The sequence below is a fragment of the Caballeronia grimmiae genome, assembly GCF_022879615.1.
GTDB classification, from domain to species: Bacteria; Pseudomonadota; Gammaproteobacteria; order Burkholderiales; family Burkholderiaceae; genus Caballeronia; species Caballeronia grimmiae.
The window spans coordinates 556,032-569,824 of record NZ_CP084272.1 but is presented as its reverse complement, the minus strand read 5'-3'; the positions used below and the strand labels follow the sequence as shown (position 1 = coordinate 569,824).

Below are 13,793 nucleotides of genomic sequence, written 5' to 3'. Positions count from 1 at the left end.
CTGCCCGCCAAGCGGCAATTGCTTGCTCGCTTTAGCTAGCGGCGTTCAATGCGGCGTCGAAAGCGACGATGCCAGAGGGCGTCGCGCCGTGGAATCGGTGCGCCCGGAAGTACGGCGCGGGAAGGTCGGGCAGGATCAGCGCCCTCCTTCGGTGCGAAAGCCGAAGCGCGCGTAATACGCGGGATCGCCGAGGACGACGCATCCCGCCGCGCCCGACGCCCGCAACCGCGCGAGCGCGCCTCGTGCCAGCGCGCTGCCGGTGCCTGCCGCTGACGCATCGGCGCGACCGAAAGCGGCCCGAGTCCGAACCATCGTTCATCGCGGCCGTCGATCAGCACCGGCGACCGCGCCATCATCGACGGACAAGCACCCGGCTGCACGAAGCGCATCGACGATCAAGTGCTCGTTACGGCTCGAATGCGGCGCATCGAGAAAAGCGGCCTCCGTCACCGCCGCAGCGACGGCCGCCCGCATCGGATAACGAACGCCATGCTCACTGCTTCGTCAACTCTCGCGCATAGTAGTTCGAAGCCGCGTCGATTTCTTCGGGCGTCATGTTGCGCGCGACGTTGCGCATGACTTCGTTGATGTCGTTCGTGCGCGTGCCGTTGGCGAACGCGATTAATTGCGACTTGGTGTAAGCCGCCGGCAGGCCATCGATCCACGGACTGCCCGCCTTGTTGTCGATGCCGCCGTGACACGCCGCGCACGGCGCGATGTTGCGCATCGGCGCACCGTGCGAAACGATCGTCGGCGCGAGCGCATCGCTCACCTTGCGCTGCGCGGGTGGCCTCGGCAGGCTCGCGTAATAGGCGGCAAGATCGCGCATGTCCTGATCGCTCAGGTTGACGGACATCGGCGACATCACCGCGTTGTTGCGCGCGCCCGTCTGAAAATCGATCAGTTGCTTGTAGATGACCGATGCATACTGCCCCGCGAGATTCGGCGAATTTGCCTCGCTCATGCCGCGTTCGCCGTGACACATCGTGCATCGCAGGGCGAGCGTCGCACCGCGCCCGATCGAATTCGCGCTCGCGTTCACGAGCAGTTGCGGCGTCACTTCGACAGCACTGAGCTTGCGTTTCGGCTCGACGTTCGTATCGCCCGAATACCAGTTGCGCGGCACGCCCGCGGCGCTGCAGATCGCGTTCCAGATGCCGGTGAACGACGCATCGCGCTGAACGGACGGCAGCCACACGAACCCGATCACCGCCGATACCGCCGCGATGCCGATCGTCCCGAGCACGCTGGTCGCGAACCAGCGATTGCGGAAGGTGAAGAGGCGCTCGTCGCTCATCGCTGCGCTCCGATCGGAACGGCCGGCACCGATGTATCCGAGCGTGCGAGAAGCTGCGCGATCGGATAGCCGTAATTGACGAGCGTGAGGCCGATCATCAGCGCAAGCCACAGCGCGAAGCTGTTCAGCGCGACCGGTATCGTGCGCGGCTCGTGCACCGCGCGGCTGAACGTGTACTGCTCGACGCTCACCTGCGGCGCCCGATGTCCGCGTATCAGCACGACGAAGAACAGCACCGCCGACACGACGAGAATGAAGCCGCCGATCACCGACATGATGACCGATGCCGCCTGATGCGCAATCTGCGGATCGCCGTAGTCATAGAACGCCATGCGGCGCGGCATGCCGAGAATGCCGGTGTAATGCCAGGGGAACGTCAGCACGATCATGCCGATGAACCACAGCCACAGTTGCCAGCGCATCAGGCGGATGCTTTGCAGCGCGCGCCCGGTGAGATGCGGCCACAGATCGTAGGCGATCGCGAAGTACATGATGACGATCGCGCCCGCGAAAATCAGGTGGAAGTGCCCGGTGACCCATTGCGTGTTGTGCACGGTCGAATCGAGCTGATAGCTCATGTTGATAAGGCCGCCGGCCCCGCCGAAGCCCAGCATCACGAACGAGAACGCGACGGCGAGCATCATCGGATTGCTCCACGGCAGCGCCTTGACCCAGCCGAACGCGCCCTTGCCGCCGCGCAGCCGCGCCGCGATCTCCACTGATGCGCAGATGGTGAACACGGTCAGAAGCGTCGGCACGGCGACGAGCGCGGTGAACACCGAATGCATGAACTTGAAGCCCGAGCCCACTTGCGGATCGGCGAACAGGTGGTGAATGCCGATCGGCATCGAGACCACGAGGAAGAGAATGAACGAGATGCGCGCCATCGCGTCGCTATAGAGGCGTCCGCCGATGGCGCGCGGGATGATCGTGTAATACGCGATATACGCGGGCATCAGCCAGAAATAGACGATCGCGTGCAGGGTCCAGGAGAAGAACACGCGCGCGAGGCCGGCGTCGATCGTGGACTTCCAGCCGAGCGCGACCGGCAAGATCATGAACAGCACTTCGATCGCCGCACCCACCGCCGTCCAGCCCCACAAATAAGCGCCCGCGACGGTGGCGAACATCGGCAGCGGCACGGTCCTGCCGCGATTGTCGCGCTTCCATGCGTGCAGGTTCACCGACATCAGCGCGACCCAGATCCACGATCCGACCACGACGAGCACCACGCCGAGGTAATAGAACGCGCTGCCGATCATCGGCGGATAGAACGTGTAGAGCACAGAGGCGAGGCCCATCGCCACTGGGATCATCGCCATGACGGAGCCTACCGCGACGAGCCAGAAGCCGATCCATGCCCAGCGCAAGCCCACGAGCGCGCGCTTGAGCGACAGTTCCGTCACCGCGTAGCCGAAGCCCATCGCGATGAGCGTCGGGAAGACGTAGCCCATCGCGGAACCATGAGCCGTCACCGAGCGATAGTAGATCTCGGGATTCTGCAGCCCCGCGAAAAGCGGGCTGCGCGCGAACATTTGCCACGCGCCGAGCAGGAGCGCGACGCCGAACGCGATGAACGCAAGCCAGAAGTGCGCGAGGATGAGGCGCTTGCTATTTAACACAGGACAGTCTCCGCGAATCGGCCGGCAGCTTGTCGGCCATCTGCATGAACTCGGTGCGATCGATCACCTTCACATGCGCCCACATGCCGTGATGTCCGACGCCGCAGAACTCGTGGCACGGCATCAGGTGGTCGCCGGGTTGGTCGAACGTGGTCTTGAAGGTCGACACATACCCCGGCTCCAGCATCGAATTGATGTTCGTCTTCGTGATGAGGAAGCCATGCACGACATCGGAACTCGTCGCGCGGAACGTGACCGGGACACCGGCGGGCACGAGCAGGCATTGCGGCGTGAACGAGTACTGCTGCGCCACGACACGCACCGTCACCGAGCCGTCCGCTTCTGGAGCCGTGCCGAGATTGCTTTCGATGAATTCGCCCGACACGTGCAGCGTTTCGGGCCGCACGGTTTCGACGCGCGACGGCGGCATCATCGCCCAGTGCAGGCCCGTGTAGACCACCATGGCCACGAGCACGACGACGATCGCGATGACGAGCATCGCCCAGCGTTTTTCGACGCGCTCAGCGACTTCGTGTGAATGCGGATTGATGGCCATAAATTCACTGAATGACGCCGCGCGGCAGGAACACGGCGAAGTAAAAGACGAACCAGCTTCCGATGACGATGGCCGTCGCGACGGCCGCGACCGCGAGCGCCCCGCCGGGGCCGCTTCTCACGATTTCGTCGACTGCGTCTTCGTTGGGATCTTCATTCATGGTGTCGTCGATGCTCAATAAAGTGGTGCGGAGCGCAACTCGTTCACTTCCTTAACCGATACCGGCGCGCCCCGGTTGCCCCACGCCGTGCGGATATACGTCACGACCGCCGCGACCTCCACATCCGACAGCGATTGCGCGAACGGCGGCATGCCGTAAGGCTTCGGGTTCTTGAACGTGCCCGGCGGATAGCCGCCGTTGAGCACCATGCGGATCGGGTTCACGGCGGAACTCATCACGATCGACTGATTGTTCGCAAGCGGCGGGAAATCGGGCGGCTTGCCCTGTCCCTGCGCGGCATGGCATTCGGCGCATTGCGCGTCGTAGATCTTCTTGCCGAGCGGCGAGAGACTCGTGCGCTGCTCGGCGACGGCCTGGCTCGGCGGCTCGGACTTGTCGCCGGCGCGTGCGGGCAGCGCCTTCAGATAGACCGCCATCGCGCGCACGTCTTCTTCGCTCAGATATTGCAGGCTGTCATAGACGACTTCAGCCATCGGCCCATACACCGCGCCGCGATTGCTCACGCCCGCATGCAACAGGCCGACGATTTCGTCGATGCTCCAGTCGCCGAGGCCCGCTTCACGGTTCGACGTGAGCGAAGGCGCGTACCAGTTCTGAATCGGGATCAGCCCGCCTTCGAACGCCTTTGACGACACGTTGCCGCCCAGCGCGTTGATCGCGGTATGGCACATCGAGCAATGCCCGAGTCCTTCGACGAGATACGCGCCCCGGTTCCATTCGACGGACTGCTTCGGGTCCGGCTCGTACTCGCCCTGCTTGAAGAACAGCGACCGCCAGCCGAGCAGTAATTCGCGCCGGTTGAACGGAAAGCGCAGTTCATGCTGGCGGTTCGGCTGATGCACGGGCGGCGTGGACATCAGAAAGGCGTAGATGGCGTCGGAGTCGGCGCGCGTGACCTTCGTATAGGACGTGAAGGGCATCGCCGGGTACAGCAGCGAGCCGTCGCGCGAGCGGCCCGTGTGCATCATCTTGTAGAACTCGTCGGCGGTCCATTGGCCCAGTCCCGTCTCCTTGTCAGATGAGATGTTCGGCGTGAAGAGCGTGCCGAACGGCGTCTCCATCGGGCGGCCGCCGCCGAAGGTCTTGCCCGCAGGCAAGGTGTGGCACGCGATGCAATCGCCCGCGCGCGCCAGATATTCGCCGCGCTTGACGGTCGCCGCGTCGTAGGTCTTCGCTTGCGCTGCCGCGTCCCGGACAGGCCCGCACAAAGCTGCCACGAAAGCCGCGAGGACCGTTAGGGCAAGCGCCCCAAGTTGTCGGAAACGAAGCACGTCGGGTCCTCTTCAGTTGTGAACGCTGCCGCATGCGAGCGGCATCTTGAATGAGCCGGCCGCAACGGGCGTCGGATTCGCCGGCGCGGGGAGCGAAGCGAGATAGGCTGAAATCGCGGTGATGTCACGCTCGCTCAGAAGCTGGGAGACCTGGCGCATGCAGTCGGGCGCGACCGTCGTGCGCGTGCCGTAGCGCCAGGCGCCCAGTTGCGCGCTGATGTAGTCCGCATGCAGGCCGAGCAAGCCGGGAATCGCGGGCTCCATGCCGGTCATCGACGCGCCATGACAACTGACGCACGCGGGCACCTTGCGCGACGGATCGCCCTTCATGACGAGCGTCTTGCCGAGATCGAGCGTCCTGGCGTCGACGGTAACGGGGCCCGGCTGCGGGAACGGCGGACGTTCGGCGGCGAAGTAATCGGCGATCTGCTTCAGATAGGCGTCGGGCAGATACGCGAGCAGGTAGTTCATCGGCGGGTACTTGCGGCGCCCGTCGCGAAACGCGAGCAACTGGTTGTAGAGGTAGCCTGCCGGCTTGCCGGAAAGACGCGGGAAGTAGTCGTTGCCGGTGCCCTCGCCGTGCGCGCCGTGACACGTGGCGCATCCCATCACACGGGCTTGCATCGTGTCCGGTGCGCGTTCGAGGGGCGCGCCGGCGGCAGTGGCCGGCGGAGCGTCCGCGGCGAACGCCGCGATGCTGCAAAACGCGAGAAGCGCGGAGTACGCGATCCTGGCGCTGCGTTGAGCCACGTATCCCACGTTTCCCACGTATCCCCCGTGCCGCGTTGCCGTTTTTGACTCGCCGCGCACGGTTCGATCTCACGTTCGATCCATGCGGGTGCGATTGTTGAGAGCACTGCAATGGTTTTGCCGATGACGGGTGGTGCCTGGCTTCTCGAATGTTAGGAGGAAGTCCCCGTTTTCTCCAGCCCGGAGATTGTCTCAATACCTGCTATCGATACGCGTGACAAGACGGCACGTTTCTTTGCGTTTAGACAAAGAAACGCATTATTTTGAGATGCTCAACTGAGCAGTTGATCGCGCGACTGCCGCGCCGGTGTTGTGCGGCGGACTCGGTGTTGGCTTTATCGAGACAAGGCGGAGCGCGTCACTTGAGACCGAGCCGCCGTGCGAGCCGATTCAGATTGGCCCGGTCGATGCCCAGCTCCCGCGCGGTCGACGCCCAGTTCTGACCGTTGCGCGCGAGGGCGTCGAGGATCAGCGTGCGCTCGTAGGCGGTCACGGCTTCGCGGAAATCGGCGCCCGGCGCGGCTGCTTCGGGCGCGGTTGCAGACGCGGCGTTCGGGGTATCGGCGATACCGAAATCGGCGGCTGTCAGCGTAAGAATGCGCGGCCGCTCGCGATGCGCCGCGAGCGCCTTCAGCGCGCTGCGTCCGATCAGATGTTCGAGTTCGCGCACGTTGCCGGGCCACCGGTAGGCGAGCAGCGCGGACTGCGCATCCGCCGACAGCCGCAGGCTCAGCAGCCCGAGCCGCGAGCGATTCTCCTCGAGGAAATAACCGGCGAGCAGCAGCACGTCGCGGCCCCGCTCGCGCAGGGGCGGCACGACGAGCGGATACACCGACAGCCGGTGATACAAGTCCGCGCGGAACCGTCCGGCGCGCACTTCATCGGCGAGATCGCGATTGGTCGCGGCGATCAGCCGCACATCGACGCGATGCTCGCTATCCGATCCGATCCGCTGCAGTTGGCCGTTCTGCAGCACGCGCAGGAGCTTGGCCTGAATGGCGAGCGGCAATTCGCCGACTTCGTCGAGAAACAGCGTGCCGCCGTCGGCCAGCTCGAACTTCCCGCGCCGGTCCGCCGATGCACCGGAGAACGCACCGCGCACATGCCCGAAGAGTTCGCTTTCGACGAGCGTGTCCGGCAGCGCCGCGCAGTTGAGGCTCACGAGTGGCTTGTCGGCGCGCGGCGACAGCGCGTGTATCTCGGACGCCACCAGTTCCTTGCCGACGCCCGTTTCGCCGGTCACGAGCACGGTGAGATCGCTCGACGCGACGATCGCGATCTCGTCCATCAAATGCTTGTGGCTCGCGCTGCTGCCGATCATCTCGCGCCGGCGCGGCCCGCTCGCCTGCCGGAACACCTCGGCGCGCTGTCGTTCCGCCTCGCTCGTCTGCGCCAGTCTGTCGATGCGTTCCGCGACGCTCACGGTCGCCGCCGCGAGACTGAGAAACGCCTGCAACGACGCCATGTCGATGCCATCGAAACGCGCGGGATCGAGCGCATCGAGAGTCAGCAAGCCCCAGGGCCGGCCATCGACGAACAGCGGACTGCCAAGGCAGTCGTGTACTTCGAGGTGCGCGCCCGCGTGTTTGACGAGGCCATCGTAGGGATCGGGGAGATCGGAGTTCGCCGGAAAACGCGTCGGTTCGGGACGGGCGAGGATGCGGGCGAATCGCGGATGCTCGCTCACGCGGAAGCGCCGGCCCAGCGTATCGCTCGACAAGCCGTCGATGGCGAGCGGCACCAGCGTCTCGCCGTCGAGACGCAGGAGCGCGGCGGCATCGCCGGGGAAGAGCGCGCGCAGCGTGCTTAGCAAGCGCCGGTAGCGTTCGGTGTCCGGCATGTCGCGGGACAAGTCTTCGATGAGCGGTACAAGCGCATCGAGCAGGACGCGTGAAGTCATCGCGACTACATCGGCAGTCCGTTTGACTAGAGTCGAATCGACCATAATTTCGAGTAAATCATTGATTATTAGACGATTCTACACTGGCACGGAAACTGAATAGGAATAGGCGAGCGCGAAGCACACGTTTCGCCATTGTCACGAGGACTACACCATGCTGTCAGCAGAACACCGCGCCATCATCAAAGCAACCGTTCCCCTACTCGAAAGCGGCGGCGAGGCGCTTACCCGCCACTTCTACGCAATGATGCTCAACGAGTATCCGGTCGTGCGGCCGATGTTCAACCAGGCGCATCAGGCGAGTGGCGCGCAACAACGCGCGCTGGCTAACGGCGTGTTGATGTACGCGCGGCATATCGACGAACTCGAAACGCTCGGTGGCCTCGTCGGGCAGATCATCAACAAGCACGTCGCGCTCAACATTCAGGCGGAGCATTACCCGATCGTCGGAGCGTGCCTGCTGCGCTCGATTCGCGAAGTGCTCGGCGAAGAGATCGCCACCGATGCCGTGATCGAAGCATGGGCTGCCGCGTATCAGCAATTGGCCGACTTGCTGATCGGCCTTGAAGAAGGCATCTACAGCGAGCGCGAGAAAGCGCCGGGCGGATGGCGCGGCACGCGGCGTTTCGTCGTCGCGCGCAAGGTCGCGGAGAGCGAGGAAATCACGTCGTTCTATCTCGTGCCCGAGGATGGCGGCGCCCTGCTCGACTTCCATCCGGGCCAGTACATCGGCTTGCGCATGGTCATCGACGGCGAGGAAGTGCGCCGCAATTATTCGCTGTCGGCCGCACCGAACGGCCGTGAATACCGCATCAGCGTGAAGCGTGAGCCCGAGGGCAAGGTCTCCGGCTTCCTGCACGATCAGGTGCACGAGCGCGACACGCTCGACCTCTATCCGCCCGCCGGCGACTTCAAGCTCGACCACAGCGAAAAGCCGCTCGTGCTGATCAGCGGCGGCGTGGGCATCACCCCGACGCTCGCGATGCTGCAGGCCGCGCTCACCGCGACCACGCGTCCGATCCACTTCATCCACGCGGCGCGGCATGGCGGCGTGCATGCGTTCCACGCGGTCATCGAGGATCTGGCGGCGCGTCATCCGCAGCTCAAGCACTTCTACTGCTACGAGCAACAGCGCGAAGGCGATCGCGACGCGCACGGCTTCGGTTTTGTCACCGAGGCGCTGCTCGACAAGTGGCTGCCGAAGAGCCGCGACGTGGATGCGTACTTCCTCGGTCCGAAGTCGTTCATGAAGGCGGTGAAGAAGCATCTGAAGGCGCTGGGCGTGCCGGAGTCGCAGAGCCGCTATGAGTTTTTCGGGCCGGCTTCGTCGCTGGAATAAGCCGCGTAGGCTTGTTGAGAATAGCGGCAAGCCGTGGCGCGTGCGCTATCGCTCGGCGCCCGGTTCGCCGCAAGAAGGACAGTGCCACTGGTCACCTGAAACGATCCCGAATCGGTCATTGGATCACGCCACCTGCACGCCTAATCTGTCGATGTGCCAACGCAGTTCGCACAGTCCCTCAACCGATAAAGGAGCTATCCATGCAACCCCGTCTCGACTTCTATAAAGCCAGCCCCGCCGCGATCAAGGCCATGATTGGCGTCGAAGAGCGCATCGGCAAGTCATCGATCGAAAAGTCGCTGGCCGAACTGGTCCGGCTGCGCGCATCGCAGATCAATGGCTGCGCGTTCTGCGTCGACATGCACACGACCGACGCGCGCAAGGGTGGCGAAACGGACCGGCGTCTCGCGACGGTGGTCACCTGGCGCGAAACGCCCTTCTTCACCGACCGCGAACGCGCCGCGCTCGAATGGACGGAGGCGCTCACGCTGATCGCGCAGGATCATGTGCCGGATGCCGTGTGGGAAGCCGTCAAGCCGCATTTCAGCGACGAGGAAATCGCCGATTTGACCTTGCTCATCTCCGCGATCAATAGCTGGAACCGCTTTTCGATTGCGTTTCGCAAGATGCCCGAGTGAGGAGCGCGCGCCATGAACATCCGTCGATGTGGGGCAGTGATGGCGGCGCTCGTCGTTGGCGCGTCCGGCGCGTCCGGCGCGTGGGCGCACGGCGGCGATGAGGAAACAGTCACGCCCTTGATGAAGCAAGCCTTGCCCGAAGCGCCCGGCAAGAACATATTGATGGCGACGGTCGCATTCAAGCCGGGGCAGGCTTCGGAGGCGCATAAGCATCCGGGGTCGATCTTCGCGTATGTGCTCGAGGGGCACGTCGTGTCGCAGTTGGAAGGATCGGCGGCGAAGACGTACGGGCCGGGCGAATCGTGGTACGAACCGCCGGGCGCGCATCACGTCGTCGCGAAGAACGCGAGCGGGACGGAGAAGGCGGTGCTGCTCGTGTTTGCGATCGCCGGCGAAGGCGATGCGGTCAAGTCGCCGATTCCGCGTTGACCGCACGAGCACGTTTCATCGCTGATTGAGGGACAACATGAAGAGTCCCGTCATCGGCGGCGCGGTCATCGCGATGTTCACGCGGACCGCACGCGGTCATACCGGCTTGCGGGTCGTGGCGGACAGATGGGACGTCGCCTGCTGTGCACTCGTGATGTCAGCGGGTGCGTTGCGGGTGTTCGGGATCGTACTGGATTCTCGCCTTCGCGATCTACCTCGCGGCTTACGCGCGACGGCTCATCCGGCCGCGTGCCGATGGAAAGCCGGGCTGAGGACGGTTTTTGACAGTCACGCGCGCCGCGTCGGGGACAATGCGCGCCATCGTCAGAAACCTGCGTATTGCCATGAAACGCCTCCGCGCTGTCGCCCTCCTTATCGTTGCAACGCTCATGCTCGGCGGATGCGGTCTCTTCGGCTGCGCGGGCTGGGCCACCAACGGCGGCAGTTTCGGCGGATGCAGCGTCGGCACGCGGTTCTGACTTTTTTCGTTGAAGCGACGGCGTGATGCGACGCAGATTATCGACGTGCATGAGTTCAGCGGACGCGGACCACGCGCTGACGCCGACAGGACGATGATTCGACATCCGAGGCAACAAAACAGAAACCGGTCCGCGCGACGCACGCCGCGCGGACCGGCTTTACATTCCCATTCGCGGGAACCCCAAAAAACCCCCGATCATTCCTTTACGGCTGGTGAATACCCCATCTCCACGCCCGTATCGCGTGCATGCTTCTGCGTATGCGCGCTGCGCATCGGCTTCAGCACGAAAAGCGCCAGCAGCGCGGCAATCGCGGCCATTCCCGCTGCCAGCATGAAGACCGCATGCCAGCTTCCGGTCGCCTTCGTGAGCACGCTCGAGAACGGCACCAGCAACGCAGCCGTGCCCTTCGCGGTGTACAGCAGCCCCGCGTTGGTCGCCGCGAACTTCGGGCCGAAGGTGTCGCCGCACGTCGCCGGGAACAGGCTGTAGATTTCGCCCCAGGCGAAGAACACGATGCCCGTCAGCACGACGAACGCCACCGGGTTGTGCCCGAACTTCGATAGCGCGACGATCCCCACCGCCTCGATCGCGAACGCGATGAACATCGTGTTTTCGCGTCCGATCCTGTCGGACACCCAGCCGAAGAACGGCCGCGTCAGCCCATTCAGCACGCGGTCGATGGTCAGCGCGAACGTGAGCGCGGGCAGCGTCAGGCCGAGTATCGACACGGGCGAATCATGCAAGCCGAAGTCCTTCGCGATGGGGCCCAGCTGCGCCGTCGCCATCAGGCCGCCGGCGGCCATCATCACGAACATCAGGTACATCACCCAGAAGATCGGCGATGCCAGCACCTGCTTCGGACTCGCGTTGTAGACCGCGCGCTTCAAAGTGGTCTTGACGGCCGCGAGCATGTGCGCTGGCGGCGCGTAGAGCGCCATGCCGAGCAGGAACACGACGAGGCCCTGTCCAAGCCCGAACCACAGGAAGGTCGCCTCGTAGCCGCTCGACTTGATCATGTGCGCGATCGGCACGACGGTAGCCGCCGAGCCCATGCCGAAGCCCGCCGCCGTGATGCCCGCTGCGAGGCCGCGCCGCGAGGGGAACCACTTCAGCGCATTGCCGACGCACGTCCCGTACACCGCACCCGCGCCGACGCCGCCGATCGCTGCCGCGAGATACAAGAGCGGCAAGGACGACGCGACCGAGTTCATCGCCCATGCAATCGCGCAGAGCAAGCCGCCGCCGACGACTACCGGACGCGGCCCGTACTTGTCGACCAGATAGCCTTCCACCGGCACGAGCCATGTTTCGGTGACGACGAAGATCGTAAACGCCACCTGAATCGCGGCGCGGCCCCAGTGATATTTCTCGTCGATCGGATTGACGAAGAGCGTCCATCCGTACTGCATGTTGGCGATCATCGCCATACAGATCACGCCGAACACCAATTGCACCCACGGCGACGCTAGACGCGACGCCCCCTCCTGGCGATTCATCTGGTCCATGCCTGTCTCCTTGGCACTGCTGCCTTTGTGTAATCGGACGTCGAGCGACGCCTCTTACGATGCCGCCGCCGAAGCGTCATCGCATATACACAGTATGTGATATATCAAGTAAGTCAAGCGAAAGAAACGGCGGGGTTTTCACTTAGGACAGTGCTTTTCGTAAGGCACTGAAAGGCGTGCTGGGCGGCGATACAGGCAAAAAAAAGCCCGGCAGGAATAAAGCCTGCCGGGCGATGAGCGTGGGCGAGACATGGCAATCCGCTACACGCACTCACGTTATAGATGAAAGTCAAACGTAATGTAAAGGTGAGAATTTGTAGGGTTTACACGATGCGCCAATGGCGAGATTCGCCGTCAGAACACGTTGAAAGGCACGTTCACCATCAGCCGATAGACGTTGCTCGTTCCGTCCGGATAAAACTCGCTGCCGTGATGATGCATGTAGTAGAACTTGACCGACGTGTTCTTGAACTTGCCGTCCGGCACGGTGTATCCGGGGATGACGCCGAACTCGTAATGCGAGCCGTGCAGAGGACGGCCGTTCACGATGTAACTGCCCGCGTTCGCGGTGCCGCTATTGGCCATTGCGCTGCCGTCGGCGCCCCAGCCGTATGCGGTCCACATCGTCACCTTGAGGCCCGGCACGCCGTAGTCCTTCATGTTGAGCGAGTACGACAGGCTGACGGACTTTTCATGCGGCTGGTTGTAGTCCACGTCGAGCGAGTTCGACAGGTAATCGCCGCCGGACTGGCCCATGTAGTCGAACATCTGGTCGCCGAGAATCTGCTGGAACGCGAACTGGAGCGTATGCGCGCCATGCGTGCCGGCCAGCGCGAGGCTGTATGCGTTGTTGTTGATCGGCCCCTGCCGTTTGTCGCCGATTGCGCCCGTGTAGTAGTAGTTCAGTGCGCCGGTCCAGCGAACCGTCTTGGGATCGCCGATGCTCTGCGTCGCCGACAGGTAGTACTGCTGCCACACGTTGTTCGCGACGCTGCCGTAGAGCGACACCGCGGTATCGTCGCCGTGCGTCCAGTCGCCGCCGAAGTACGTGAACTGCGAGACGTGCGTGCCGCCGTATTCCGTCTTCAGGCCCGATACCGTCGTCATGCCGCGCGCGATCACGCCATCCACCGTGCCGGCTTTCAGCGTGAGGTTCTTGAACTCTTCGCTCGCGAGCGAGAAGCCGCGATACGTCGGCGGCAGCGCGCGGTTGTCGTGCGGCACGAGAAACGGGTTATCGAAGAGTTGCTGGCCGTACTTGAGCACCGTGTTCGACGCGCGCGCCTTCACGTCCCACACGCCCGGATACGCCCAGGCAAGCTGATGCGAACCGCCGCCGTCCGTGCCGACGTGCACGCGATTGCCCGCGCCGTCGCCGCCGTTCAGTTTGAACGCGCCGAAAAGCGATACGTCCGCGCCCAGCCCAATCAGGCCGCGCGTGTAGCCTGACTCGAAGACCGCCTGCGCCCCGAGCACCCAGGCGTCCTTCTTGCCAGCGCCCTTGAATTCGTCGTGCTCGGTGAAAGACCGTCCGAGCAGGTTCAAATGCGCGTACTCGATAAAGCCTTTTGCCTTGGCCTGATTGCTCACCGGCGCATCGGCTTCGGTATTGGGCGGCGAACTCGGCACGGCTTCGGTGTGGCGCGAGGGCGCCTCGGTATCGGTCTCCTGGCCGTAGGCGGCAACGTTCGCAGCCATGAAGCCGCTGAACAGCAGAATCGAAAGGGCAACTGATGTTTTTTGTTTTTTCATGAAACGTATCTCCAAACTCCTGACTCAACCTGCTAACGACAAAACAACAACTCACGACTCAATGGACGCAA

General features: G+C 63.7%; 14 protein-coding genes and 1 pseudogene. 5 read left to right on the top strand and 10 right to left on the bottom strand.

Annotated features, from left to right (window positions below):
* Positions 1 to 135: 135 nt before the first annotated feature.
* The 8 genes from LDZ21_RS31315 to norR all read right to left on the bottom strand — a co-directional run bounded on the left by LDZ21_RS31315 (position 136) and on the right by norR (position 7,622).
* On the bottom strand, positions 136 to 312 hold the full coding sequence (locus LDZ21_RS31315; protein ID WP_309775504.1) for a GNAT family N-acetyltransferase: 177 nt from the start codon (positions 310 to 312) through the stop codon (positions 136 to 138).
* A gap of 181 nt (positions 313 to 493) precedes the next feature.
* A complete protein-coding gene (locus LDZ21_RS16220) occupies positions 494 to 1,297 on the bottom strand; it encodes a c-type cytochrome (protein ID WP_244795815.1) in 804 nt (267 codons plus the stop codon).
* Positions 1,294 to 2,919 (bottom strand): b(o/a)3-type cytochrome-c oxidase subunit 1, encoded by a 1,626-nt coding sequence (locus LDZ21_RS16215; protein ID WP_244795814.1) that lies wholly within the window; start codon positions 2,917 to 2,919, stop codon positions 1,294 to 1,296. Before LDZ21_RS16215 ends, LDZ21_RS16220 begins: the two co-directional genes overlap by 4 nt.
* Positions 2,909 to 3,475: a cupredoxin domain-containing protein gene (locus LDZ21_RS16210; protein WP_244795813.1), complete on the bottom strand. Its 567-nt coding sequence runs from the start codon at positions 3,473 to 3,475 to the stop codon at positions 2,909 to 2,911. The genes LDZ21_RS16215 and LDZ21_RS16210 overlap by 11 nt, the downstream gene beginning before the upstream one ends.
* A 4-nt stretch (positions 3,476 to 3,479) precedes the next feature.
* On the bottom strand, positions 3,480 to 3,635 hold the full coding sequence (locus LDZ21_RS16205) for a cytochrome c oxidase subunit 2A (RefSeq protein ID WP_035964189.1): 156 nt from the start codon (positions 3,633 to 3,635) through the stop codon (positions 3,480 to 3,482).
* A 14-nt stretch (positions 3,636 to 3,649) separates the two neighbouring features.
* On the bottom strand, positions 3,650 to 4,927 hold the full coding sequence (locus LDZ21_RS16200) for a c-type cytochrome (protein ID WP_244795812.1): 1,278 nt from the start codon (positions 4,925 to 4,927) through the stop codon (positions 3,650 to 3,652).
* 12 nt (positions 4,928 to 4,939) lie between these two features.
* The gene (locus LDZ21_RS16195) at positions 4,940 to 5,551 is read right to left on the bottom strand and encodes a c-type cytochrome (RefSeq protein ID WP_244795877.1); all 612 of its coding nucleotides are present in this window, start codon (positions 5,549 to 5,551) and stop codon (positions 4,940 to 4,942) included.
* A 484-nt stretch (positions 5,552 to 6,035) separates the two neighbouring features.
* Entirely contained in the window at positions 6,036 to 7,622 is a 1,587-nt protein-coding gene (norR, locus tag LDZ21_RS16190; protein WP_244795811.1) for a nitric oxide reductase transcriptional regulator NorR, read from the bottom strand.
* 109 nt (positions 7,623 to 7,731) lie between these two features.
* On the opposite strand from norR, the gene hmpA reads away from it, so the two are divergent.
* From hmpA to LDZ21_RS31175, 5 genes and pseudogenes are all read left to right on the top strand, one after another.
* Positions 7,732 to 8,916, top strand: coding sequence for an NO-inducible flavohemoprotein (gene hmpA, locus LDZ21_RS16185; RefSeq protein WP_244795810.1), 1,185 nt, complete (start codon positions 7,732 to 7,734; stop codon positions 8,914 to 8,916).
* Positions 8,917 to 9,116: 200 nt separating this feature from the next.
* Positions 9,117 to 9,554 (top strand): carboxymuconolactone decarboxylase family protein, encoded by a 438-nt coding sequence (locus tag LDZ21_RS16180; protein WP_244795809.1) that lies wholly within the window; start codon positions 9,117 to 9,119, stop codon positions 9,552 to 9,554.
* Positions 9,555 to 9,566: 12 nt separating this feature from the next.
* On the top strand, positions 9,567 to 9,983 hold the full coding sequence (locus LDZ21_RS16175; protein WP_244795808.1) for a cupin domain-containing protein: 417 nt from the start codon (positions 9,567 to 9,569) through the stop codon (positions 9,981 to 9,983).
* A 37-nt stretch (positions 9,984 to 10,020) separates the two neighbouring features.
* Positions 10,021 to 10,119: pseudogene (locus tag LDZ21_RS31310) on the top strand (hypothetical protein); the annotation flags it as partial.
* A gap of 208 nt (positions 10,120 to 10,327) precedes the next feature.
* On the top strand, positions 10,328 to 10,462 hold the full coding sequence (locus LDZ21_RS31175) for a hypothetical protein (protein ID WP_280519426.1): 135 nt from the start codon (positions 10,328 to 10,330) through the stop codon (positions 10,460 to 10,462).
* Between the two features lie 197 nt (positions 10,463 to 10,659).
* Here the strand turns inward: LDZ21_RS31175 and oxlT are convergent, their stop codons facing one another.
* Together oxlT and LDZ21_RS16160 are read right to left on the bottom strand one after the other, a co-directional pair.
* Positions 10,660 to 11,970: an oxalate/formate MFS antiporter gene (oxlT, locus tag LDZ21_RS16165; protein ID WP_244795807.1), complete on the bottom strand. Its 1,311-nt coding sequence runs from the start codon at positions 11,968 to 11,970 to the stop codon at positions 10,660 to 10,662.
* A gap of 354 nt (positions 11,971 to 12,324) precedes the next feature.
* On the bottom strand, positions 12,325 to 13,722 hold the full coding sequence (locus LDZ21_RS16160; RefSeq protein WP_244795806.1) for an OprD family outer membrane porin: 1,398 nt from the start codon (positions 13,720 to 13,722) through the stop codon (positions 12,325 to 12,327).
* Positions 13,723 to 13,793 lie beyond the last annotated feature (71 nt).